The sequence below is a fragment of the Streptomyces sp. TS71-3 genome (genome assembly GCF_018327685.1).
GTDB lineage: Bacteria > Actinomycetota > Actinomycetes > Streptomycetales > Streptomycetaceae > Streptomyces.
This window is the reverse complement of the sequence record NZ_BNEL01000003.1, coordinates 3008222-3033150: the sequence shown is the minus strand read 5'-3', so window position 1 is coordinate 3033150 and position 24929 is coordinate 3008222. Positions and strand designations below refer to the sequence as shown.

18 protein-coding genes are annotated in these 24929 nt (G+C 72.7%); 12 read left to right on the top strand and 6 right to left on the bottom strand.

The genetic code is table 11. The features are described from left to right. Positions 1-2 precede the first annotated feature (2 nt). The 6 genes from Sm713_RS36810 to Sm713_RS36785 are packed head-to-tail and all read left to right on the top strand — an operon-like array spanning position 3 to position 8788. On the top strand, positions 3-3074 hold the full coding sequence (locus Sm713_RS36810) for a hypothetical protein (protein WP_212914272.1): 3072 nt from the start codon (positions 3-5) through the stop codon (positions 3072-3074). After that, a complete protein-coding gene (locus tag Sm713_RS36805) occupies positions 3068-4504 on the top strand; it encodes a hypothetical protein (RefSeq protein ID WP_212914271.1) in 1437 nt (478 codons plus the stop codon). Before Sm713_RS36810 ends, Sm713_RS36805 begins: the two co-directional genes overlap by 7 nt. 2 nt (positions 4505-4506) lie before the next feature. Beyond that, positions 4507-4980, top strand: a complete 474-nt coding sequence (locus Sm713_RS36800; RefSeq protein ID WP_212914270.1) for a hypothetical protein — start codon at positions 4507-4509, stop codon at positions 4978-4980. After that, positions 4964-5662 (top strand): hypothetical protein, encoded by a 699-nt coding sequence (locus tag Sm713_RS36795; RefSeq protein WP_212914269.1) that lies wholly within the window; start codon positions 4964-4966, stop codon positions 5660-5662. The genes Sm713_RS36800 and Sm713_RS36795 overlap by 17 nt, the downstream gene beginning before the upstream one ends. A gap of 37 nt (positions 5663-5699) precedes the next feature. Next, positions 5700-8282, top strand: a complete 2583-nt coding sequence (locus Sm713_RS36790; RefSeq protein ID WP_212914268.1) for an Hsp70 family protein — start codon at positions 5700-5702, stop codon at positions 8280-8282. A gap of 5 nt (positions 8283-8287) precedes the next feature. Continuing rightward, the gene (locus tag Sm713_RS36785; RefSeq protein WP_212914267.1) at positions 8288-8788 is read left to right on the top strand and encodes a tetratricopeptide repeat protein; all 501 of its coding nucleotides are present in this window, start codon (positions 8288-8290) and stop codon (positions 8786-8788) included. On the opposite strand, the gene Sm713_RS36780 is transcribed toward Sm713_RS36785, so the two are convergent. The 3 genes from Sm713_RS36780 to Sm713_RS36770 all read right to left on the bottom strand — a co-directional run bounded on the left by Sm713_RS36780 (position 8760) and on the right by Sm713_RS36770 (position 13038). Next, the gene (locus Sm713_RS36780) at positions 8760-10808 is read right to left on the bottom strand and encodes a CHAT domain-containing protein (protein WP_212914266.1); all 2049 of its coding nucleotides are present in this window, start codon (positions 10806-10808) and stop codon (positions 8760-8762) included. The genes Sm713_RS36785 and Sm713_RS36780 overlap by 29 nt on opposite strands. Continuing rightward, positions 10805-11191, bottom strand: coding sequence for a hypothetical protein (locus Sm713_RS36775; protein WP_212914265.1), 387 nt, complete (start codon positions 11189-11191; stop codon positions 10805-10807). The genes Sm713_RS36780 and Sm713_RS36775 overlap by 4 nt, the downstream gene beginning before the upstream one ends. A gap of 242 nt (positions 11192-11433) precedes the next feature. Then, positions 11434-13038, bottom strand: a complete 1605-nt coding sequence (locus tag Sm713_RS36770; RefSeq protein ID WP_212915088.1) for a cellulase family glycosylhydrolase — start codon at positions 13036-13038, stop codon at positions 11434-11436. A 307-nt stretch (positions 13039-13345) separates the two neighbouring features. Between Sm713_RS36770 and Sm713_RS36765 the strand changes: the two genes are divergently transcribed. Then, positions 13346-14317: a hypothetical protein gene (locus Sm713_RS36765; protein ID WP_212914264.1), complete on the top strand. Its 972-nt coding sequence runs from the start codon at positions 13346-13348 to the stop codon at positions 14315-14317. Between the two features lie 88 nt (positions 14318-14405). On the opposite strand, the gene Sm713_RS36760 is transcribed toward Sm713_RS36765, so the two are convergent. After that, the gene (locus Sm713_RS36760; protein WP_212914263.1) at positions 14406-14822 is read right to left on the bottom strand and encodes a DUF4190 domain-containing protein; all 417 of its coding nucleotides are present in this window, start codon (positions 14820-14822) and stop codon (positions 14406-14408) included. Positions 14823-15144: 322 nt separating this feature from the next. Here Sm713_RS36760 and Sm713_RS36755 point away from each other — a divergent pair, with 322 nt between their 5' ends. Continuing rightward, positions 15145-16809: an alkaline phosphatase gene (locus Sm713_RS36755; RefSeq protein WP_249416921.1), complete on the top strand. Its 1665-nt coding sequence runs from the start codon at positions 15145-15147 to the stop codon at positions 16807-16809. A 67-nt stretch (positions 16810-16876) separates the two neighbouring features. On the opposite strand, the gene Sm713_RS36750 is transcribed toward Sm713_RS36755, so the two are convergent. Both Sm713_RS36750 and Sm713_RS36745 read right to left on the bottom strand, forming a co-directional pair. Next, on the bottom strand, positions 16877-18712 hold the full coding sequence (locus tag Sm713_RS36750) for an ABC transporter ATP-binding protein (protein ID WP_212914261.1): 1836 nt from the start codon (positions 18710-18712) through the stop codon (positions 16877-16879). 423 nt (positions 18713-19135) lie between these two features. After that, positions 19136-19699, bottom strand: coding sequence for a TetR/AcrR family transcriptional regulator (locus tag Sm713_RS36745; protein WP_212915087.1), 564 nt, complete (start codon positions 19697-19699; stop codon positions 19136-19138). Positions 19700-20019: 320 nt separating this feature from the next. On the opposite strand from Sm713_RS36745, the gene Sm713_RS36740 reads away from it, so the two are divergent. Genes Sm713_RS36740 through Sm713_RS36725 form a run of 4 tightly spaced genes read left to right on the top strand, consistent with a single transcriptional unit; the run spans position 20020 to position 24845 of the window. Beyond that, on the top strand, positions 20020-20592 hold the full coding sequence (locus tag Sm713_RS36740; RefSeq protein ID WP_212914260.1) for a 2Fe-2S iron-sulfur cluster-binding protein: 573 nt from the start codon (positions 20020-20022) through the stop codon (positions 20590-20592). Next, positions 20589-21581: a xanthine dehydrogenase family protein subunit M gene (locus Sm713_RS36735; protein WP_212914259.1), complete on the top strand. Its 993-nt coding sequence runs from the start codon at positions 20589-20591 to the stop codon at positions 21579-21581. Before Sm713_RS36740 ends, Sm713_RS36735 begins: the two co-directional genes overlap by 4 nt. Then, positions 21578-23713 (top strand): xanthine dehydrogenase family protein molybdopterin-binding subunit, encoded by a 2136-nt coding sequence (locus Sm713_RS36730; protein WP_212914258.1) that lies wholly within the window; start codon positions 21578-21580, stop codon positions 23711-23713. Before Sm713_RS36735 ends, Sm713_RS36730 begins: the two co-directional genes overlap by 4 nt. Further along, the gene (locus tag Sm713_RS36725) at positions 23706-24845 is read left to right on the top strand and encodes an XdhC family protein (protein ID WP_212914257.1); all 1140 of its coding nucleotides are present in this window, start codon (positions 23706-23708) and stop codon (positions 24843-24845) included. The genes Sm713_RS36730 and Sm713_RS36725 overlap by 8 nt, the downstream gene beginning before the upstream one ends. The last annotated feature ends 84 nt before the right edge of the window (positions 24846-24929 follow it).

The window sequence follows — 24929 nt, the reverse complement described above, 5'->3', positions numbered from 1 at the left end:
GCATGGCGACGCCCCGCGGCGTCCTGGACGCGTTCACTCCCGTCGGGCGGCTGCGCAACCGATGGGCCGCCGCCCAGGCGGACCCGGATCCGCAGCGCGGGCTGCTCGGCATGCGTACGGTACGCGACCGGCTGGCGAGCCGGCGCGACGCGGCGGGGACGCTGTGGTGCCCCTTCGTGGTCGCCATGGTCGCCGCGCCGTTCCGCCCGCTGCTGACCGAGGAGGACTTCACCGAACTGGAGCAGGCGGGACGGCAGCTTGCCGGCCCTGGCCGGTTCTCCGTCGAGCAGGCGTGGCGCCCGCTGGTCATGGCCCGCCTCGCCCGCGGCGAGCAGGCCGCCGCCACCGCACTGCTCTCCCGCCTGTACTGGGAGACGGACGAGCCGGCCGTCGGCGCCGCCGTCGCGGCCGAGCTCGCCCGCGCCGACGAGCGGGGGGAGGAGCAGCTCCGGATCTACGCTGATCTGCTGCACCGGCCGGGTCCGCGCCCCCCGGCCGTGCTGACGCTCGTGGCACATGTGCTCGCCGTCGACCTGGCCACGGACACCGAGCGGCTGCGGCAGGCGGCCGAGCTGGCCCAGGCGGTCCACCACACGGAGCACCTCCCCCCGACCGGGCGGGCCGTCGGCCTCTACCACCTGGTGGTCCTCGACGACCCCGATCAGGCCCTGCCCCATCTGGTCGCGGCCTGCACGGCCGACCCCGGCGACCAGACCTCCCTGGCCGCCCTGATGGTGGCGTTCGTGCGGCAAGGGCGGGCCGCCGCCATCCCGCGCCGGATGCTCGACCGTGGCCGCGGCGCTCCCCCGTCCTCGGGGCTGCCCGAGCTGGTGGAGCTCTGTTCCCTGCTGGCCTGGCTCGACCCCGGCGCGGAGGCGGGCGCGGACGCCGATCCCGACGTGCTGCTCGACACGCCGCCGCCGGTCACCGCGGACCGGCTCGCCGCGCTCGGGCTGCCGCCGCTGGTCGACACCTGGCGGGCGTACGCGCGCGGGCGGCTGCACCTGCTGGACGGCGACGCGGCAGGCGCCCGCGAGCTGCTGGCCCCTCTGGCCGACAAGAGCCCCGGCACTCCGGCGTGGCTCTACCACGCCGTCTGGGCAGAACTGCTGAGCGCTGATCAGGACGCGCTGGGTCGTCGCGTCGGCGCGGTGACCGTCGGCCATCCCGACGCGTGGGCGCTCGGCTGCCTCCTGCGCGACGCCGCCCCCGAGGACGTGAAGGAAACGGACGCGGAACGGGCGATGGTGAGCCCGCCGCCCGGCTTCGAACGGATCGCCGCCGTTCGCCGTGCCCTGGCAGGCGGCCCGCGGCCCACCGGCGTCGAGCCGTGCCCGCCACCGCCCGCCGGCCCGACGCCGACCCGGCTGGAGGCCCTGCGCACCGCCCTCGGCGAGGCGTACGGCAGGGGTGGGGACGAGGGCGAGGGCTTTGCGGCACCGTCGATGGCCGAGCTGCTGCGGCATCCCCTGTACCGACGGCTGCCGCGCGCCGACCGTCTCCTCTGGTCCGGCTTGCTGTCGCTGCGCGACGAGCCGGCGGAGGGCCGTCGCCTGCTGGCCGAGGCACTGCGGCTGGGGCATCGCCGGGTACGCCTGATCCTCGCCGCGGACGAACTGGCGCACGGCCACCCCGAAGCCGCCCGTACCGCGCTCACGGAGGTGAGGGGCCCCAAAGCCGACGTGCTGGCCGCGTGGGCGGGGGCCACCGGCGCGGGCCCGGAGGGGGACACGATCGCGGCAGCGGTCGAACGTCTGGAGGAACACGGCCCCGACGCGCCGCACTGGATGCGCTACGTCCGCGGCGTCCTCCGGCTGCGCCGGGGCTCCCTGGTGCCGGACGACGCGAGTCGCCAGGCCGCTGAGGCCGCGGCAGACCTCCTCCCCGCCCTGGACGGCACGGGCAGCCGAGTCGTACCGGCCGACGCGCCGGACCTGGCCCGTGCCGCCGGATACCTGGCAGGCGTCCCGGCGCCTCGGGGCCCCGCCACGTCGTCCGGAGCACCGCGGCAGCCGTGGACCACCTGGATCCTGGGCATCGGCCTGCTCGCCGAGGACCCCGGCCGGGTGGACGTCGCCGCCTGCCAGGAGCTGGAGTACCTCGCCACCCGCACCCCGCCCCGGACCGCGGTCTCCGGCGTGCTGGCCGGGGCCCTCGCCCGGGCGATCCGTCAGGGCGGCGAGCCGGACCGCCGGCGGGCGCTCACCGGCGCGCTGTGCAGCCTCGCCGAGCTCCACCCCCTGCCGGACGTTCTGCGAGCGGCCGCCCCCGTGGTCGCGGCGGCACTGGCCGGGTCCGAGGAGCCACGCCGGCCGCCGGAGACGTTGGAGCACCATCCGCTGATCGCCCAGGCCTCCGCGGTGCGCGCCCTGGCCGTCGGCGATCGGCCGGCGGCGGTGACCAGGCTCCGGGCCGCCGCGCACGCGGCAGCGCAGGCGGGGCAGGACCACGAGAGGTACGCCCTGTTCGCGGACGCGCTGGAGGGAAACCCGCCCCAGGGACCGCCGCCCGACGGCGCCCTGCCGCGCGTGGTGTACGCCGCGGCGCTGGCCGGCACCGACCCGCAGCGGAGCCTGGACATCCTCGCCGCCGTCTCGAACGAGGTCGGCCTCGCCACCGTCGGCGACGTCGCCCGCCTGCTGCCCGCGCTCTGCGCGCGTCTCCCCCGCGGACGGCGGGCCGTCGCCGCACGGGCCCGACCGCTCGCGGCGTACATCCGGCGCCTCGCGGAGCACCCCGAACCCGGCATCGACCCGGTCGGCCTCGCCCGCTGCGCCGCCGCGGTCGGCTCGCTCGCCCTCGCCGACCGGCTGTGGCGCCGGGCGGTGGGCGAAGGAGTGGGCGAGGGAGAGGGAGCCGAAAAGGCAGAACGGATGCGGGAGTTGGTCGTTGGGGAGTATGCCTGGCTGCTGCGCCACCGGGCGGTGGCCGCCTGGTCGGACGACGACCCTCTGAAGGCCGCGGAACTGCTCCGCCGGGCCGCGTCCGCGGAGAACGGCGACGTGGCTGCCGATCCGGCCGGCGCTCCGGATGGCGCGATCGGCCCCTCGGAAGGAGGTGATGGCGCGTGGTGAGGCGTCCGAGGAAGGGCGAAGCGGCTCAGTTCGCCCGCCGGCTGGAGCTGGACGTGTGCGCCGGCCGGCTGATCGGCCACCTGCTCGCCGACGCGCCCGCCGCCCCCGGCGTCGAGCGTGTTCCCTGGGAGCGGCGCGGTCGCTATCCGGCACTGGAGCGGTTGATCGCCGGTGACGAGAGGCTGCGGCTCTCCCTGCTGGCGGAGGACCAGGAGGCGATACGGTCCGCCTGGGCGACGTGCCTCGCGGACACCGGCGCCGACACCAGGCTCCACCACACCCTTGCCGTCGTCCACCACGAACGGGCCGCCGCCCTGGTCGACGACGGTGTGGCCGCCGCCGGCCTGCTCGCCCGCACCACGACGCTGTGGGCCCTTCTCCTCGCCTCGCCCGCCTTCTGGCGGGAGTTCCCCCACCACGACGCGACCTGGCTCCGCGCCGACCTCTGCCGCGAGCTGATGGGCCGCCACCGCAGCCGTGCCGCCGCCGCGCTGGACCAGGCAGCGGCCGACCCCGGCCGGCGTACCGTGGCCAGGCGGCACCTGGAAGTGCTCGACGCCTGCCGGCGGGGCGAGTCGGCGGTGCGGGCGGACATGCCGTACGCGGGCCTCGTCGAGACCACCGGCGACACGGAGGCGTGGCAGGAGATCTCCCGCCTGGCCGCAGAGGTCCTCGACGACTGGAGCCACGAGGTCATCGGCGCGGCTGAGCGGGCCGTCGACGACCCCGAAGCGATCGCCGCGCTGCCCAGCGGCATCCCCCGGGACTTCGAGTCGGGCGTCCGTGCGCTGACGCCGCTCGTGGAACTGGGCGTCCCGCTGCCGCGCGTCCTCGTCACGGGGCTCGGCTGGTGCAACGAACTGCAGCGCAGTCTCTACAAGCAGCCGGGGTCGGAGAAGACCAGGCAGCTGAGGGTCAAGCGGGTCCTCGGCCTGGCCAGGGTCTTCGCGGAACCCCTCACATCGCTCGCCACCAAGGGCAACAGCATGCTCAAGGAGAACCAGGCACTCTCCGAGCACCACCTGTTCCGCGGCTGGGTGGACGAGGACACCGACCGCGCCGTCGCGTCCTACCAGGAGGCGCTGGCGTGGAACCCGAACAACCACAACGCGGCCGAGTTGCAGAAGCAGCGGCGCTTCACCCCCTACATCACCGCCGTGGTCAAGGCGCTCAACGACAACCGCACCGAGGCGGCCGGCCGCGCCGTGCGGGAGCTCGAACGCCATGTCACCAACGACGAGGAACGTGCCTGGGGGCTCTTCTTCACGGCCGTCGTCGCCCTGCGCGGCCTGCCCACCGAGTCCACGCTGCGCCGCGCCGACGAACTGTTCGAGCAGGCCCTGTCCCTCGGACCGCCGGCGGCCCTGCGCGAGCAGATCGAGCGCGCCCGGTCCCAGCTGCTGGTCGCCCGCTACCGGAATCGGAGGTGAGCATGGCCGCGAAGCCGAACCCGTTCCACGTGCTGGGCCTGTCCGCCGGCGCCGACGCCGCATCGGTGGTGAGGACCGGCCAGGACCTCGCGGTGACCGCGAAGGCCCACGAGGAACGCGCCCTCGTCGAGTGGGCGGTGGCCGAGCTCACCGGCCGGTCACAGACCCGTCTGCGTCACGAACTGCTGGAGCCCCCCGGTGCGGACTACCTCGCCGAGCGGTGGGACGACTTCGTCCGCCGGTACGGCGCCGCCGCGCTGCCGCGCGGCGCGCTGAACGCGGCGGACACCGCGCCCCGGGCAGAGGATTTCGACCTCCTGGCGGTGATCAGGCGCCTGGTGGAGGGGGAGCTGGCGACGCCCGGCGAGGCCGGCCTGCCTGATGTCGACGTCCGCCCGGCCCTGGAGCGCCCGCCGGTCCCCTTCGTCCTACCCGACGAGCCACCCCTGGAGGTGCGCGATGTCCTCTTCGGCTGATACGTCCGGCACGGCCTCGGCTGATACGTCCGGCACGGCCGGCGCGGCTGACACGGCCGTGCCGGAGACGGCGGAGCACGACCCCGACGGCTGGGAGGCGTTCGCCGAACGGCCGGCACCCGGGGCGATGGATCCGCCGTCGCCGGACCGCGAGGTCGCCCGCGCCGTCCAGCAGCTGCGCAAGGTCCTCGACGCGTCACGCCGGCAGACCGACGACCAGCTGTCCGCCGTCCGCGAGGTGGTCGCCGACCTGGCCCGGCAGGCGTGGCGGCTGGACGCCCTGCTCCTGGAGGCGGCCGGTCCTCTGCGGGAGGCCGGCAAGGGCAACCTGCACAAGCGGCTGGACGTGGTCCGCAAGGAGATACGCGACCGCCTCGCGGACCTGGACATCGAGGCCGAGGATCCCACGGGCCGCCCCTTCGACGCCGTGGCGGACGTGGTGGACGTGCTGCGCTGGCGCCACGAACCCGGCTTCACCACCGAGGAGGTGGCCGAGACGTACGAACCGATCGTGCGTGACGGTTCGGTGGTGGTCCGCTACGGCCAGGTCGTCGTCGGCGCGCCGCCGGCCACGGGGGACGACGAGGACGGCGCCGCCCCGGACGGTGACCGGAGCGCCGAGCACGACACCACGCCCGACGAGGCGCACCAGGTCCGGGCAGAGGACCGGCCCGAGGCATGACCGAGCGGAACGCAAAACAGGGGGAGTCACAGACACCATGACGCAGTGGATGAGCAAGGCGGTCGGCATCGACCTCGGCACGACGAACAGCGCGGTCGCCGTGATGAGCCCGTCCGACACCGACACGGTGATCCACCAGGATCCGACGACCAAGGCCCAGACGACCCCGAGTTGCCTGTGGCGCGACCGGGCGGGCAAGCTCGTCGTCGGCCGCAAGGCGTTCGCCCGGGTGGGCAGCGAGCCCCGGCCGATCACCTCCGTGAAACGCCTCATGGGGACCGGCCGCACCGTCGAGCTCGCCGGCGTCGAGATGACCCCGGCCGAGGTCTCCGCGGAGATCCTGCGGGAGATGCGCAGCCAGATCGAGCAGGACGTGCGCGGCTTCGACACGGCCACCTCGCGCTGGCTGGTGGACCGCGCTGTCGTCACGGTGCCTGCCTACTTCGACCAGCCGCAGGTCGAGGCGACCCGCGAGGCTGCGGACCGCGCCGGGCTGCGCGTCGTCGACCTGCTCCACGAGCCGACGGCCGCCGCGAGCTACCACTGCTGGAAGACCGGCGTCCGCGACGGCACGTTCCTGGTGTACGACCTGGGCGGCGGCACGTTCGACGTCAGCGTGGTGCGGTGCACCGCCGGCCACTTCCGGGTGCTGGGCATCAGCGGCAGCCCGGTCTTCGGCGGCGACGACCTCGACGCGGCGCTCGCCCACCGGCTGGTGGAGCAGTTGCGCGCGGACGGCTGGGCGCTCGACCTCGACCTGGTCAACGATCCGGAGGACGAGCTCCGCTTCCGCCGTCTGCGGCTGCTCGCCGAAGGGGCGAAGAAGGCGCTGTCCGAGCGGACCGAGTACATGCTGCGGGACGCCGGCACCGTCATCGACAAGAGTGGCGACCCGGTCGTGATCGACACGCTCATGGAGCGGGCCGAGCTGGAGGAGACCATCCGCCCGCTCCTCGAACGCACCTTCCAGTACTGCGACGAGGCGCTGGAACACGCCGCCCGCGAGGCCGACGTCACGCTCGCCTCGATCGACCAGGTGATCCTGGCCGGGGGCTCGACCCACGTGCCGCTGGTGCGGGAGATGGTGGCCGGCAGGCTGTGCTCCGGCACCCGGGCGCCCGAGCCGGTGTACGAGCGGGTCGACACGATCGTGGCGCTGGGCGCGGCGGTGCGGGCGGCGGCCGTCGGCGGCCTGGAGGCGTACGACGAGAACCGGACCGTTCGCATGTGGCTGCGCGGCTCCGGGGTCACCCCGACGGAGGAGACGACCGTCGGCGGCACGGTCACCGCGCTCGACGACGGCGTGGACCTCGCGGGCGGCTTCGTGCAGCTCACCGTCGACGACCACGAGGACGAGGCGGAGCTGACGGCCGAGGGGGACTTCTCCTTCCGGCGGGTGCCCGTCACGCCCGACGCTCAGAGCCTGCTCGCCTTCGAGGTGTTCGACGCCGCGGGCACGCCGGTGGCGGCCCTGGGCCGGCCGGTCGCCCACGACGCCGAGGTGGGTGCGCAGGGAAGCCCCGTCGCCAGCGCGATCAACGTCAAGCCCATCCGCATGGACGTGATGCGTTCCGGGGTGAAGGCACAGGAGGAACTGGTCCCGGCGATGAAGCCGCTGCCGTTCACCGCGAACTTCAGCTTCAGCCATCCCGGCAACACCGACCGTGTCGAGTTCCGGCTCTACCAGCAGAGCCGGCCGATCAAGGTCATCGTCGCCGAGGTGCCGTCGTCCACCCCCGCCGGCACCTCCATCAGCCTCGACGTGAACATGGACGAGACGCTGCTGATGACGGTCCGCGGCTCCATCGGGACCGCGAACGAGTTCGACGGCCTCGTCGAGGCGCCGCCGCTGGACGACATGCCGGGGGAAACGGAGGCCGCCGAGCTGTGGCGCCGGTTCGACGAGGCCGCCGCGTTCCTCTCCGCGGGCGAGCAGAGCGCGCCGCGTGCACGGATGAAGACCGCCGAGCGGGGTTTCCGGGAGGCCGTCGCCAACAACGACGTGGTGCGCGCGGTCCACGAGTTCGGCCAGATGGAGGACGTGGTCGCGTCCCTGGACCGCCCCCGGGTGGACCTGCGGCCCCAGAAGCAGGACTTCGACAAGCTCGTGGAGGAGTGCGGCGAGCTGAACCGCTACCTCGCCGGGCAGGTGGACAAGCTGGAGGTCGCGCACGACGCCGAGGAGATGTCGCGGGCCATCGCCGTCCAACGGGACCACGGCGACCGGGCCTTCGCCGACGGCGACCAGCGCTCGTACAGCGAGGCCATCGGTCATCTGCAGAGCTACCTTGAGCACCTGCGCGGTCTGGCGGTCGGCACCTTCCGGAACCAGCCGCAGCCCAGCGAGGAGGAGATGGCCCGTTACCGGCTCCTCAAGGCGCTCGACCTGGCCGCCGAGATGAGCCCGCTGGTGGAGGCCGGGGCGAACGACGAGCAGCGCCGCGCCTTCGAGCAGAGCACCCGCCGGCTGGCCTCTCTGGAGCCGCTGATCAACCGGGACGCCACGCGGGTGTCGCGGGAGGCATCGGAGGAGCTGCAGCGGCTCGAACAGCTCAAGAACATCCTGATCAGCGGGTCGGGGCCGGACGACGGCGGCGTGCTTCCGCAGGTGAGGGGATGACACGAGTGGAGGAGGAAGCGACGGCGGGTGAGATGACGAACGGGACGGCAGGGGAAGCAGCGCAGGCAGGGAAAGCGGCGGAAGCAACGGAAGCAACGGAAGCAACGGAAGCAACGGACGGTGGCACGGATCAGCCGTCACCGCCGCTGGTGCCGTGCCCCGTACCCCTGTGCGGGACGCCCAACGATCCGGACGCGGCGACCTGCAGTGCCTGTGACACGCCGCTGTTCGGCTACGGGCGTCTGCGTCTCTACCCGGACTACCTCTTCAACCAGGGTCTGGCCGCGGCCCGCGACAACCGCCTGACCGCCGCGCGGGACTGCTTCGCCGCCGTCGTGCACTGGTGCCCCACCGACACCGAGGCCCGCAACGCCCTGGCGCTTGCCAGCCTCCAGCTGGGTGACCGGGACAGTGCGCGGTGGCACTGGCAGGAGGTGCTGCGGCGCCGGTCGGGCGACCGGCGGGCGGCAAGCGGGCTCAGTCGGCTGGACCGAGATCCTGGCTGAGGCGTTCGGCGTCCACTCCGAACCTCTTCAGTACGGAACGGGCGCCGGACTTCTCGTCGGCGAGGAGCTCGCGCAGGATCCCGGCCTCGCCGACGGTGCCGGCGGCGTCCCGGTGGACCTTCTCCAGCGCGGCGCGGGCCCGGGCGGAGAACTCCTGACGGCGCGGGACGAACAGGCCCGACAGCTGGTCGAAGGCCTTCTCCCCCTGCTCACCCTGCTCGGCCAGCGCGCGGTGCAGCGTCTCGCTGCCCATGGCGCCGAGGGCGAGGAAGAGGGTGTGGGTCCCGATCGACTCACCGCGGGCGTTGGCGATCACCCGGGCGAGCCGCAGGGCGCCGGCGACGCCGCGGCTCAGGCCTTCCGTGCGGAGCTTGCCGTTGCCGTTGTCCGCCTGCCTGAACGGCCCGGGGTCGGGGCGCCGGCCGCCGGGCAGCAGGTGCTCGGCCGGGATGCCCAGCTGTTCCAGCAGCGACCCGGCACTGCCGCCGCCGAGCTCGACGAAGGCCGTCGCGATGTCGGCCACCGTAACCGCCGCCCTGCCCTGGGCGTTCGCCAGTGTCTCCGCCTCGTACAGCACCCGCTCGACGGTGCCGGAACGCTCCACCTCGGTGGGCGGTGTCGCGCCGTCGGCCGTGCCCCCGGCGCCTCCGTCTCCCTCCGCGCCCGCTGCCCGTCTCGCCCGGCCGTCGTCCGGCTCCGCCACCTCGTCGCCGTCCAGCAGACCGAGAACGGCGGTGAGGCCCCTGCCCCGGACGATCGGGATGATCAGCTTCGTGACCATCGTCAGCCGCTGTTCCCCGATGCCGTCCTCGACACGATCCCGGATCTCCTCCTCGTCGAGGAGCGCCTGCAGCAGTTCGAGGGAGGTGACGGAGCTGCGCCCCACGGCGTACCGGGCGGCCCGCCGGATCAGCGCGGAGGCGTCCGGCGTGAGCCCCTCCAGCACGTCCGGCAACTCGACCACCGGCTCGGTCGGCGCGTCCCCGGAGGTGCCCTCGTCGGTGAGGCACACCCGCGGATCCCCGAACAGCATGAAGGACGCCCACGCGTTGTCGGGACGGTCGCGCAGGCTGGCGCGTGCGCCGCGCACGGCGGCCCCGGCGGGCTCGCCGTCGAGCAGCCGTTCGTAGAACTCCTCCGCGAACCGCCAGGCTCCGTCGTCGGTCACGTTGGTTCTGGTGCCGATGACCGACTTGGCGCCCAGCACCATGAAGGTCCGGCACATGCTCTCCACCTGTCCGGCGGACGCGCAGCCGTTCAGGAACACGACCGGCGGCACGCCCTGGGCGGAGAGGGTGTTCAACGCCGGCTCGCCGAGCACCTCGCGCCGGTGCATCATCAACCCGACGACGCCGCCGCTGTTGACCACGTGCCCGGAGAAGTGGAAGAGGTCGTAGGGCCCCTCCAGTTCCTCGACGACCGTGGGCTTGGTCGCCTGGTCGCCCAGGAACGTCGTGCACTCGACGTCACGCGCGCTCAACCAGGAGGTGACCAGGCGCGCCTCCTCCCTGGCCGCCGGGAGGTCGCTGCACGGGTCGCCCACGACCAGGGCGCGCCTGATCCGGTCGAACCCGCGTCCGCTGATGACCTGACGCCTGCCGACGGCGCGGCGCCCCAGGTCGTACTTGAGGCCGAGGAAGTCCGTGCCGTCGTGGAGGAGTTCCCAGGGCACGGTCTGCGCCGGCTCGTTCGTCTGGATGACGACCGGCCCCGTGGCACCGCGCAGCCCGGTGATGAGATCGGGGACGTTGAGGCGGACCAGGGGGAAAAGGTGGTTGTAGAGTCGCTCGCCCGTCTTCTCGAGGATGGCGAGCGGGGCCTGGGCACCGTCTGCCGGCTTGTCCCGGAGGGCCGTGTCGATCTTCGTGCACCAGTCGTTGATGAGCGACAGGTCGACGGTGGTGTCGTACTCCGTCACGAGCGGTCCGCTGCCGGAACCGTCGTTGGCGAGCAGCTGGTAGCTGTACTTCGAGTCCTTCTCCTGTGCGCTGACGACCAGCGTCGTCAGGTGCCCGTTCATGAGTGCCGCTCGATGAAGAGGTCGATGAGCCGTTGCTCCGCCTCCGTCGACGGGTTGATGATCTCGATGGAGTCCCTGTCCCGGCCCGCGCCCACGACGATCTTCACGGAGCGTGGGCCGTCGCTCAGGTCCCCGTCGCCACGCCATGAACGCTCGGACAGCCACCGTCGGACCACGTCGATGATCGTGACGACCGTTCCGCTGAAGGTGACGGCCACCATGACGTCGTTCACGAGTTCCGCCGCGCGCTGCTCCGGCTCCGGCTCCCCGACGAGCAACGGCACCACGCGTGACGCCCCCGCTTCCCGTAGCACCCGGGCCAGATCGTCTGCCACCCCGTCGTCCGCCGGCTCACGTACGACGACCTCGCACTCGAGTCCCATCACACCCGCCCCATCAGCCTGCGTGCCCTTGCCCCATCCTTCCACAGGCCAGGCTCCTTTCCCGGGCGAACGTGGCTGCCGGGGCCCGGCAGAGGAGTGCCGGAACCGCGCCTGTCGGTCTGCTGACGGGGTGGTGGGTGGCCGTCGAATGTGATGTCGAAGGCCGCCCGTGCGGTCGTCCACCGCGAGGTGCCGGCGGGCCCCGGGCCCGGCTGAGCCGGGCCCGGGGTGGCCGTGCCGGATCAGGACACGACGCAGGTGCTGCCGCTGAGCGTGAACGCGGTCGGTGCGGAGTTGGTGCTTCCCCTGCCGGCGTTGAAGCCGATGGTGACCGAGCCGCCCACCGGGATCCTGGTGGTGTAGTCGGCGGGGGTGATGCTCACGTCGCCGCCGCTCTGGTGCGGTGTACCGCCCCACATGGTGCTGATCGTCTGGCCGTCGGCGAACGAGAAGCCCAGGGTCCAGCCGTTGATCGCGCCGGTGCCCCTGTTGGTGATGGTGATCTCGCCCTGGAAGCCCGCCGTCCAGTCGTTCACCACGCGGTAGCCGACGGAGCAGGTCCCGTCGGATGTGCCGGCCTTGTCGGTGGTGACGCTCACCGTGCCGGAGCCGGCGGAGCGATTGCCGGCCGCGTCGCGGGCGTAGACGGCGAACGTGTACGCGGTGGCCGCGTGGAGGCCCGTCAGTGTGGCTGAGTTGGTGACCGAGCCGGCCACCGCGGTCTCCGAGCCCCCGCTGACGCGAACGACGTCATAGCCGGTGACCCGGACGTTGTCGGTGGCGGCCCGCCAGGTGAGGGAGACCGAGCTGGACGTCACGGAGGAGGCGGACGGCGTGCCGGGGGCGGTGGGGTCCTCCGTGTCATCGGTACCGCCACCGAAGATCGTGGCCTCGCGCGAGGTCTGGGCGATGCCGTCGGCCCCGTTGAAGATGCGCCGCCCCCAGGAGCTGAGCTGGTCGGGCTCGAAGTTCAGCACCAGGTCGAGGATCGGATCGCTGTTGCCGCTCCAGGACCACGCGATGTAGCCGATCCCGAGCTCCTGGGCGGTGGACATCATGGTGTCCTCGTCCGGATCGCCGTACTGGTCGGCCGGGCCTCCGAACTCCCCGATGACGATGGGAAGGTGGGCGTCCACGAAGGCGTCGAGGTAGTCGGTGATCTCCGATGCCGTGTCGAACACGCTGTACATGTGGATGGAGAAGATCAGGTTGCCTGTGGTGTCGGCGTCGTGGACGGTCCTGGCGTTGGCGCGCATGACGCCCTGCCAGTCCTGGCCCCAGTTGGGTGCGTCCACCATGATCGTGTGTTGCAGGCCGGCGTTGCGCAGCTTCTGGATGGCGGCGACGGTCGGGGCGGTCCAGCCCTCGGGGTTGGTGTTGCCCCAGGGCTCGTTGCCGATGTCGATGATGACGTAGTCCTCCTGGCCGGCGAGGACGCTCTTCAGTTTGATCCAGTAGTCGGCCGCCTGGTCGAGCGTGCCGGCGGCCGCGTCCTCGCCGTAGCCGGTGGTGTCATGGACCTCCAGCACGCAGATCATCCGGTTGGCCTTGCACCGGCCGATGACGTCGGCCACGTCGGAGGCGGTGTTCTCCGTCCAGCGGTAGCCGTCGGAGAGGACCACGCGGACGGTGTTGGCGCCGTACGCCTTGATGTCGGCGAAGGACTGAGTCTGGCCGGGATACCAGGTGTGGGCGTGGTTGACACCCCGCATGACGAAGTCGTTGCCGTTGCCTTCGACGAGCCGGCCGTTGCTGATGTGCAAGCCGGTGGCTTGCGTGCCGGGCGACTCCACCTGGGCGGAGGCCGGGCCGGCGATGCCGAGGCCGAAGAGGCCGAGGAGGGTCATCAACACGGTCAGGAGGGCGGCTGCGGACCGCTTCGTTCTCTTTCTTCCCACTGCGACTCCAGAGAGTGATAGGGAAACCTGGGCGCCGATACGGCGGTACACCGAACTTGGGAGCGCTCCCATAAACGCATCGCGCCCCAGGCACGTCAAGACTTGTGCCCGCACTCCGAAGGGCGTGAGATGGCTTCCCGCCGGCGTACGCCCGGACCACCGTCGTCGGCGGCCCGATCGGCGGGCACCGGAGACGTCGACCCGCACGTCAGGTTGCGCCGCAGCCCGAGGAACGAACGAGAGAACGGGAACAACCATGGCCGACAGCCCGGACACCGCCTCCCAGCACCGTGTCGGCGAGGACACGCGCGCAGGCATGCGCGGACGGCTGCTGGGACCCGGGCAGCGCACCTGCGTGTGGATCGCCTCCGCCGACTCCGACACGCCCTCGCTCGTCCACGAGACCGACGAGATCCTGCTGGAGGCACCCAACTGGAGTGCCGACGCCGGAAGCCTGTTGCTCAACGGGGACGGCCGGCTGTGGCGCCTGGACCTCGGGTCACACCCGGCACGGCCGGTGGAGGTACCGCTCGACGGCGTCCCGCCGATCAACAACGACCACGTCCTGTCCCCTGACGGCACGCACGTCTACCTCTCCGGCATGGACGGCCACCTCTACCGGGCGCCGCTCGGCAGTGGCACGGGCATGGGCGCGGGCACCAGCACCGGCACCCGCCTGACCGCCGACGACGGGATGCTGCACTACCTGCACGGGATCAGCCCGGACGGCGGCACCCTCGCCTGCGTGGTGATCCCGCGCGACAGCAACGGCGTGCCCGGCCGGCTCGCCCTGATGCCCGCCGAGGGTGGCCCCATCCGCGTCGTTGACACCGGAGAGGGCCACATCGACGGCCCGGAGTACTCCCCCGACGGCGGGTGGATCCTCCTCAACACGGAGGCGTTCACGACCACGCCCGGACACGCGCAGATCGCCCGCCTCCCCGCAGGCACGGGCCCGCTGGAGCGCCTGGTCGCCTCCGGGACCGTGGACTGGTTCCCGCACACGGCACCCGACGGCCGCCTCGCCACCTACGTGGCCTTCCCGCCGGGCACCCTCGGCCATCCCGAGAACCTGGACGTCGCCGTCCACCTCGTGGCGACCGACGCCTGGGAGACACCTCTGCGCACTTTCCCGCTCTTCGGCGGCCAGGGCACCCTCAACGTCAACAGCTGGGCACCCGACAGCCGGCGCTTCGCCTTCGTCTCCTACCCCGTCTCGGAACACTGATCCCGGACAACCGATCCCTGGACAACCGATCCCGGACAACCGATCTCGGACCACCGGCCGGGGATTACGGTGATACCTGAGGAATCACCTAGCCGCCTTCGACGTCGTGCTTGAACTGGCGTGCGCAGTCTTCCTGGTCCGCCTGGCTGTTGGCGTGATTCACGCAGTCCTTGTAGCTGCTGAATTCGTCACTGCTGAGGAAGGAAATGCCGGCGACAAGGAGGATCACCGAAGCGACGAGACCGATTCCGCCCAGCACCGCCCCGGTGATGGACATACCGCGGTGCTTCGCCCGTCCTCCGCGTGCCCGAGCGGCGGCGATGATGCCGAGAATCAGCGCGATTATCCCGAGGACGACGCCACCCAGGATCGTCCAGAAGGATATGAGAGCGAGAACGCCCAGGACGAGTGCCGCCACCGCCAGCCCGTTGCTGCGTACGGGTGGGGCATAACCGGGCGAGTACGGAAGGGACTTCTCGGGGTCGTGGCCTTCGTGTACGGACATGACTCACCTGCTCTTTCGTGGATTGTCGGAGGGCTCGGGCAGTGGCGCCGCCGCTGCGGTCCTCAACCGTCCTAGGGGCTCCCCCTTCATTCGGTAAGGGCGGGGACGTCAACTCTTGTGCCCCTTCGCCCTGTAGGAACACCTGGAATGCACGAGCCCCGGAAACGATCAACGATCCCGTCGTATGCGGGACTCCGGTGGCCGCCGGGCACCGCGCGGTCCGCCCCACCCGGAAAGCAGGTGGGCGTTTCCGCGTTCGCCCGCTCCTCGTTGCCCACCGGCCCCTGTCCGGTCGCGCTACCGCCCCGTAGTCTCACCGCTCGTGACGAGCGAACCCACCCTGCACCGTGCCGCACCGCGCCGCCGCTCGGTCGTCAAGGCCGCCGCGGCCTCCGCCGTGCTCGCCCCCGTTGCCGCCACCGCGGCCCTGACCGCCGCTCCGGGCGCACGTGCCGCCGACGCCCCCGCCTTCCTGCACGGCCTGGCCTCCGGTGACCCTCTGCCCGACGGAGTGCTGCTGTGGACCCGGGTGACCCCGACCCCGGACGCCGTGCCCGGCTCGGGGCTCGGCCCCGACGTGGCGGTGCGCTGGGAGATCGCCGAGGACGCGGACTTCACCGCTCTCGCCGGCTCCGGAACGGTCACGGCCCGCGCCGCCTCCGACCACACCGTCCGCGCCGACGTCCGGGGCCTCGCCCCGGCGCGCGCCTACCACTACCGGTTCTCCGCCGGCGGCGTCACCTCCCCGGTGGGCCGCACCCGTACGGCGCCCGCCGCCGGCGCCGCCGTGCCGGGCCTGCGCTTCGGCGTGGTCTCCTGCTCCAACTGGGAGGCCGGCTACTTCTCCGCGTACCGCCATCTCGCCGCCCGCGCCGACCTGGACGCCGTCCTGCACCTGGGCGACTACCTCTACGAGTACGCGTCCGGCGGGTTCGACGCGGGCGGCGACGTCGTGCGCCTGCACCAGCCGCCCCACGAGACCATCACGCTGGCCGACTACCGGATACGGCACGGCGCCCACAAGACCGACCCGGACCTGGCCGCCGTGCACGCCGCGCATCCGATGATCGCGATCTGGGACGACCACGAGTTCGCGAACGACGCCTGGTCGGGCGGTGCCGAGAACCACACCCCCGGCACCGAGGGCGACTGGGCGGCGCGCAAGGCGGCGGCACGGCAGGCGTACTTCGAGTGGATGCCGGTCAGGCCCGCCACCGAGGGCACCGTCTACCGCCGGCTGAGCTTCGGCACCCTCGCCGAGCTGCACATGCTGGACCTGCGCTCCTTCCGCTCCGAGCAGTCCTCGGTCGGCAACGACGAGGTGGACTCACCGGACCGTACGATCACCGGCCGCGCCCAGCTGGACTGGCTGAAGTCGGGCCTGTCGGCCTCCACCGCCGCCTGGCAACTGGTCGGCACCTCGGTGATGATCTCGCCGGTCGCCTTCGGTGCGCTGCCCGCCGACGTGCTGGGGCCGCTGCGGGACCTGCTGGGGCTGCCCGCGGGTGGCATCGCCGTCAACGTGGACCAGTGGGACGGCTACACGCACGACCGCGCCGAACTCATCGCGCACCTGCGGGCGAACCACATCGAGAACACCGTCTTCCTGGCCGGCGACATCCACATGGCCTGGGCCAACGACCTGCCGGTGAACGCCGGCACGTATCCGCTGACGCCGTCGGCGGCCACGGAGTTCGTGGTGACATCCGTGACCTCGGACAACCTCGACGACACCCTGCACGTGCCCGCGAACACCGTCTCCACCGTCGCCGAGGCCGCCGTCAGGGCCGCCAACCGGCATGTGAAGTGGCTGGACATGGACTCGCACGGGTACGGCGTCCTCGACGTCACCGCGGCCGGCGCGCAGATGGACTACTACATCCTCTCCGACCGCACCGACCCGCACGCGACGTCGGCTTGGACGCGGTCGTACCGCACGGCGAGCGGCACCCGCAAGGTGGAGCGGGTGGACTCGCCGGTGCGGTGACGCGGCGATCGGAGGGCGCTATGGCGCCGCCGGCGGCCGGCGCGGGAAGACCCGCCGGCCGCCGGCGTCAGGGCATGTACAGGTCGGCCTGCGGCGTCGTGCTCGGGGGCGGGCCCTCGTCGAGGAAGCCGCCGGACTGGTGGTGCCACAGCTTCGCGTAGGCGCCCTCCGCCGCGAGCAGGTCCCGGTGGCTGCCCTGTTCGATGATCCGCCCGCGGTCGAGGACCACCAGCCGGTCCATGCCCGCGACCGTGCTCAGCCGGTGTGCGACCACGAGCGCGGTGCGCCCCTCCATGAGCCGCCACAGCGCCTCCTGGACGAGGACCTCGCTCTCGGAGTCCAGGGCACTCGTCGCCTCGTCGAGCAGCAGGATCGGCGCGTCGCGCAGGATGGCCCTGGCAAGAGCGATCCGCTGGCGCTGACCGCCGGACAGCTTGATGCCGCGCTCGCCCACCATCGTGTCGAAGCCGTCCGGCAGACCGTCGGCGAATTCGGTGACGTGCGCGGCCTCGGCCGCGCGGCGGATCTCGGCGTCGGTGGCGTCGAGCCGGGCGAACGCGATGTTGTCCCGCAGGCTGCGGTGGAACATCGCCGGGTCCTGCGGCACGTAGGCGATCTGGCTCCTGAGGTCGCACTGGCGCAGCCGGCTGATGTCCTGCCCACCGATCAGGATCCGGCCGCCGTCGATGTCCGTCATCCGCAGCAGCAGCCTGGTGAGCGTGGTCTTGCCGCCACCGGACCGGCCGACGAGGCCGATCTTCGCGCCGCTGGGCACGGCCAGGTCGAGGCCCTCGAAGAGCGGCCCCGCGCCGGCGTGCGCGAAGGTCACCTTCTCGAAGCAGACGTCGGCGTCCCGGGGCCGCAACGGCTCCGGCGAGGCCGGGTCGACCACGGTCGGCGGTGCCAGCAGCAGGTCGGTGAACTGCGCGGCCTCGGTCATCGAGCTCTCCAGCCTGCGGTAGATCTGGTTGAACTCGAACATGATCCTGGTGGCGTTGGTGTAGTACGTGAACGCGACCACGACCGCCTCCACGCTCTGCCCGCCCCCGCCCAGCACCACCGCCAGCAGCAGGCCCAGCGCGTTGGTCAGCACGGACATCGGCGCGACCAGCGTGTCGAGGCGCAGGTTGCCGTAGTCCCATGACCGCAGGGACAGCCGCCTCGACTCGGCGACCCGGGACCGGTGCTCCGCGGCTTCGTGCCGCTCGGCGGAGAACGCGCGGACGGTGTCCATGTTCATCAGGCTGTCGGCGACGTGGCCCGACACCCGGGCGATCGCCGCCTCACGCCGGTCGACGAGCGCCTGCCGGCGGCGGATGAGGGGCGCCACGCACAGCGCCGTCAACGCGATCATCGCCAGGAGCCCGACGACGAGCAGCGGTTCGTAGCGCCAGAGCACCACGGACCCGAACGCCAGCGGCACCAGGCTGCCGACGACCGAGAACGTCAGCGTGTCGACGAACTCCTCGAAGCGCGAGGCGAAGCTCAGGACCCGCTTGGTCAGCGACCCGGCGAAGTTGTCGTGGAAGAACGCGGCGTCCTTGGCGTACAGCTCGTCCATGCCGATGACGTAGAGGTGCTCGATGCCGTAGCCGTCGACGCGGTTCAGGCAGTGCAGGCCGACGCGCCACAGCGCCTCCGCGAGCAGCAGGACGCCGGCGAAGCCGAGGACGTAGGGCAGCGCCGATCCGGCGGTGAGACCGCGATCGTCGGCGATCCGGCCGACGAGCTTCGCGACGACCAGCGGCGCGATGTAGTTGATGCCGATGTTGCCGAACGCCGGGAGCAGCATGGCAGGCGCCGTCAGCCGCCTGAGCCGGGCTAACTCCCGTCCGTAGTAGCGAAGTGCGAGCAGCACCGAGCCCCTGCCCGGCTGAGCTTCGCGTGATTCGAGCGATCCCATCCCACATCCCGTGGTGTCGCATGGCTGAGCGCAGCGTCCGGCTGAGCCGGGCGCTGTTCCCTCAAGGTCCGTGCAGAGCTTCGATACAGAGCTTCGATACAGAGCTTCGATTCGGGCGAGTTGCCCTCGCGCCGTCCTCCTCCGGCAGGCGGGACGCAACTGAAGAGCCCCCGCGATCGCGGCGATGCCGGTATGCGAGTACGGGGGTCGGGAACCGCAGTTTCCCGTGGCGGTGGGAACCAAGTCCACGCGTTTTTTTCGGCCGCGGGCCTGCCGTACACGGGTGCGACCGAGCCGGACCGCAGGTGGGAGTCGACGGCGGCGGCCCGGCGGCTGCCGCCGGGCCGCGGGCGGGACAACCCGGGGTCGCCGCGGCGGAAGGGAGAGCGGGAGACCGCCGTCACGTGCGCCGGCGGCTGCCCGTCAGCGTCCGGGCGCTCCCGCGCGCAGGCCGTCCATGACGAAGTCCAGGAGCCGGGCGGCGCGCGGCTGCCAGTCTCCGCCGGGGTCGATCTGCCAGAGCCCGGCGATGGTGAGGAAGAAGTCGTCCGCCCTCACGCCGGGGCGGATGGTGCCCGCCTCCTCGTTGGCGCGGAGCAGGAGATCGGCCGCGTCCAGCACCGGGGTGGGGCCCGGTCCCACCGGGCTGCCGGCCGCGCGGGTGGCCTGCCGGATCGCGTCCGCGAGGCCCGCCTTGGCCATGGCGAACCGGGCGAGATGATCCATCCACTCGCGCAGGGCCCGTTCCGGATGGTCCGGGCCATGGGCGCGGAGCAACTGCTCCGCACTGTCGGTGACCTGCTGCATCTCGTAGCGGTAGATCTCCAGGACGAGCGCCTCGCGGTTCGGGAAGTTGCGGTAGAACGTGCCCTGTCCGACGCCCGCCTTCTTGGCGATCGTGCTCAACGGGACGTCGGCGCAGCATGTCAGCTCGGCGAGGCCCACTTCGAGGATGCGCTCGCGGTTGCGTTGCGCGTCCGAGCGCATGGGAGCGTCCTTGTTCTGCTGCACCCATCCTCCTCACGGGCCGCCGGTCCATGCACGGTCTTGCTATCCGGACAATCGTCCGGTACGTTTCCTCGGTATTGGACAGCTGTCCGGTTCAGTCCACCATAGCGGCGCGGGCGGCCGGCGGCGATCGCGACCGGCACTCCACCCCCACGTCCCGCATGTTCCAGAGCCGACACCGCCACACGCAGCACCTTCCCCTACCTCTTCTTTTGTCCCCCTTTGCCGTTATTTATCGTTCCGAGTCTCCCTTGTCTTCCCGCAGGTCTCCCCTCGTGTTACGCGAAAGAAGGCTGATCATGGCCCCATCGACGACCAGCGCCATCACCCTGACCATCAACGGCGAGAAATACCCGCTGTCCGTCGACCACCGCACCACCCTGCTCGACGCCCTGCGCGAGCGGCTGGACCTGCCCGGCACCAAGAAGGGCTGTGACCAGGGCCAGTGCGGCGCCTGCACGGTCCTGATCGACGGGCGCCGGGCCGTGTCCTGCCTGCAGCTCGCGGTGGCAGCCGAGGGGCGCGAGATCACCACCATCGAGGGTGTGGCGCCCGCCGCCGGGGACGACCGGCTGCACCCGGTGCAGCAGGCGTTCCTCGACTTCGACGGCTACCAGTGCGGCTACTGCACGCCCGGACAGATCTGTTCGGCGATCGCGGTGATCCAGGAGCACGCGGCGGGCTGGCCGAGCGCCGTCACCGACGACGTCCGGCCCGAGGCGGGGCCGCCGCCGCTGACGCCCGAGGAGATACGGGAGCGGATGAGCGGGAACCTGTGCCGCTGCGGCGCGTACGTGTCCATCGTCCAGGCGGTCGCCCAGGCGGCCGAGGTCGAGGCGGCGGCCGCGGCCGGCCAGGAGGTGGCGGCGTGAAGGAGTTCGGATACCAGCGCGCCCTTGACGTTCCCGGCGCCGTCGCGCTGCTCGGCGCCGATCCCGACGCCCGTTTCCTGGGCGGCGGCACCAACCTCGTCGACCTCATGAAGACCGGAGTCGAGCGGCCCAGCCAGCTCGTGGACGTCCGTCAGCTCCCCCTGGACGGGATCGAGTCGACGGGAGACGGCGGCCTGTCCATCGGCGCGACCGTCACCAACAGCGACCTCGCCGCGCACCCGGAGGTCCGCCGCCGCTACCCGGCGCTGGCCCAGGCGGTGCTGGCCGGCGCCTCCGGGCAGCTGCGCAACATGGCCACGGTCGGCGGCAACCTGCTCCAGCGCACCCGCTGCGGCTACTTCACCGACGCGACCACGCCGTGCAACAAGCGCGTCCCGGGCAGCGGATGCCCCGCCGTCGAGGGCGAGCACCACAACCACGCCATCCTGGGCGCCTCGGCGCACTGCGCCGCCGTCCACCCCTCCGACATGGGCGTGGCGCTCGCGGCCTTCGACGCCACGGTCACCTACGAGACGGCCGGCGGGCCAGGGGAGCTGCCGCTGGCCGAGTTCTACCTGCCCGTGGGCGACACCCCGCACCTCGAGACGGCCCTTCCCCAGGGCGCGCTGGTCACCGGTGTGACCCTGCCGCCCGCCCCGGTCGCCGCCCACTCGCGCTACCGGAAGGTGCGCGAGCGCGCCTCGTACGCGTTCGCCATCGGCTCGGTCGCCGCCGCGCTCGACGTCCGCGACGGGACCGTACACGAGGCGCGCCTGGCCCTCGGCGCCGTCGCCTCACGGCCCTGGCGCGCCCTGGCGGCCGAGCGCGTGCTGACCGGCGCCGCCGCCGACGCCGAGACCTTCGCCGCCGCGGCGGACGCCGAACTGGCCGCCGCCCGGCCCCTGCCCCAGAACGAGTACAAGGTGACCCTGATGCGCAACCTCATCGTGGCCGTGCTGGTCGAGCTCGCCGAGGAGGCCGGCCGATGACCACCGCCACGGACCGAACCACCACCACCACGAGCTCCGTCGGCACCTCGCACACCCGCATCGAGGGCCGCGACAAGGTCACCGGCGCCGCCCGCTACGCCGGGGACATCCCCTTCGCCGACCTCGCCCACGGCTGGCTGGCGCTGTCCACCATCGCCCGCGGCCGCATCCGCTCCGTGGAGAGTGGCCCCGTCCTGGAAATGCCCGGCGTCCTGGCGGTGCTGCACCACGGCAACGCGCCGCACGTCGACACCGGCTACACCGGCATGCTGGGAACTCCCGAACCGACCCTCGGCGCCTTCCTGGACGACCGCGTGCCGCACGTGGGGTGGCCGGTGGCGCTCGTCGTCGCCGAGACCTCCGAGCAGGCCAGGGAGGCCGCCGAGGCGCTGGTCGTGCACTACGAGCAGGAGCCGCACGACGTCGCGTTCAGCGCGCAGCACCCGGACGTGCACCCGCAGGACGGCTTCCTGCCGGCGGTGACGGAGAAGGGCGACCAGGAGGCCGCGCTCGCCGCCTCCGACGTCATCGTGGACGAGGAGTTCACCACGCCGGAGGAGCACCACCAGCCGATGGAGCCGCATGCGGCCACCGCCTACTGGGACGGCGGCCGCCTCGAGGTCTTCGACTCCAACCAGGGCGCCACCTGGGTCGCCGGCGACCTGGCCAAGCTGTTCTCGCTCGATCCGGGCTCCGTGCGGGTCCGCTCCGAGCACATCGGCGGCGGCTTCGGCTCCAAGGGCGTGCGCATGCACCAGGTGGCCGCCGTGATGGCCGCGACCGTCCTGCACCGGCCGGTCCGGGTCGTCATGACGCGCCGTCAGATGTTCACGCTGGCCGGATACCGCAGCCCCACCATCCAGCGGGTCCGGCTCGGCGCCGGTACCGACGGGCGGCTGCGCGCGCTCTACCACGACTCCGTGAACCCGACCTCGACCGGGTCCTCGTTCGTGGAGCCGAGCGCCGGGGCGGCACGGTCGATGTACGACGCCGAGGCGCACCACACCGTCAACCGGATCGTCCCGCTGGACGTGCCGACGCCGACCGCGATGCGGGCGCCGGGCGAGGCCACGGGGTCGTTCGCGCTGGAGTCGGCGCTCGACGAGCTCGCCGAGAAGTGCGGCATCGACCCGATCGAGCTGCGCGTGCGCAACGAGCCGAAGGTGGGCCCGGTGTCCGGGCTGCCGTTCAGCAACCGCAACCTGCTCACCTGCTTCGAGGAGGGCGCCCGCAGGTTCGGCTGGGCGGACCGGGACCCGCGGCCCGGCGTGCGCCGGGACGGCCGCTGGCTGCTCGGCACCGGCACCGCGGCGGCCTCCTTCCCCGTGCACGCCATGCCGTCCACGGCGGCCGTCACCGCGGAGGCCGACGGCAGCTTCACCGTGCGGATCAGCGCGGCGGACATCGGCACCGGGGCGCGGACCGCGCTCACCCTGATCTCCGCCGACGCGCTTCAGACGACGCCGGACCGGGTCCGGGTACGCATCGGGGACAGCGACTTCGGCCCCGCGATGGTCGCCGGCGGTTCGGCGGGCACCCGGTCCTGGGCGTGGGCGATCACCACCGCCGCGCGGGACCTGCGGGAGAAGCTCGCCCTCGGCGGTACCGTCCCCCCGGACGGGATCACGGCGCGCGCAGACACCGCGGAGGCCATCGGCGCCCTCGCCGAGAAGGAACGGCACTCCCTCGGAGCGCAGTTCGCCGAGGTCGCCGTGGACACCGCCACCGGCGAGGTGCGCGTGCGGCGCATGCTCGGCATCTTCGCGGCGGGCCGGATCGTCAACCCCCTCACCGCGCGCAACCAGCTGGTCGGCGGCATGATCTGGGGCATCTCCATGGCCCTGCACGAGACGGCGGTCCGGGACCGGGCCACGGGCGGGCACGTCGGCGCCGACCTCGCGGGCTACCACGTCGCCACGAACGCCGATGTGCGGCGCGTGGAGGCGGACTGGGTGGCCGACCCGGACCCGGACGACCCGGTCGGGATCAAGGGCGTCGGAGAGGTCGGCATCGTGGGCGCCGCGGCGGCGATCGCCAACGCGGTCTGGCACGCCACCGGGGTACGCCACCGGAACCTGCCGATCCTTCCCTCCCGCGTCCTGCGCGCGGGCGCGGGGGCACGCCATGCTTGACATCGCCGAGCAACTGCACCGCTGGGCCGAGGAGGGCCGGGACTTCGCCGTCGCGACCGTGGTGGCCGTCAGCGGCAGCGCCCCGCGGAGCCCCGGCGCGGCCCTCGCCGTGGACGGTGACGGCACGGCGATCGGCTCGGTCTCCGGCGGCTGCGTGGAAGGAGCCGTCTACGAGCTGTGCGTCCAGGCCCTCCAGGACGGCACGACCGTCCTGGAGCGGTTCGGCTACAGCGACGAGGACGCCTTCGCGGTCGGCCTCACCTGCGGCGGGGTCATCGACGTCCTGGTCACGCCGGTCGCCGCGGACGCGCCGGGCCGTCCGGTGTGGACGGCCGCGCTGGCGGCCGCGGCCCGGGGCGAGGCGGCGGCCGTCGCCCGCGTCGCCGAAGGCCCGGCCGAACTCCTCGGCCTGCCCCTGTACGTACGCCCCGACGGAACGCACGAGGGCGGCCTCGGCGGCCACCCCGTGCTGGACAGGACGGCGGCAGCCGAGGCCGGCGCGATGCTGGACGCCGGGCGCACCGGCCCGGTCAGCCTCTCGGAGGACGGCTCGCACTGCCCGGGCGGCCTCACCCTGTTCGTGGAGTCGAGCGTGCCACCGCCCCGCATGATCGTCTTCGGTGCGATCGACTTCGCGTCGGCACTCGTCCGCGCGGGCAAGTTCCTCGGCTACCACGTGACCGTGTGCGACGCCCGTCCCGTCTTCGCCACCCGGACCCGTTTCCCCGACGCGGACGAGATCGTGATCGACTGGCCGCACCGCTACCTGCGGGGCACCTCCGTCGACGGCCGCACCGTGCTGTGCGTGCTCACCCACGACGCGAAGTTCGACGTGCCCCTGCTGGAGGCGGCCCTCCGGCTGCCGGTCGCGTTCGTCGGCGCGATGGGCTCGCGCCGCACCCATGAGGACCGCAACCAGCGGCTGCGCGAAGCCGGCGTCAGCGAGCGGGAGCTGGCCCGGCTGCACTCGCCGATCGGGCTCGACCTCGGCGCCCGCACCCCCGAGGAGACGGCCCTGTCCATCGCGGCGGAGATCGTCGCGGCGCGCCGGGGCGGGACGGGAGTCCCGCTGACCGGCTCGGGCACACCGATCCACCGCGAGGGGGGAGTACGGGACGCGGCGGCCGCGTGACCGCGGGTCCGACGGCGTAGGGGATGCTGTCCCTTCGGGTCGCCCGGGGTCTCCCGGGCAGACCCGAACGGGACAGCCGCTCCC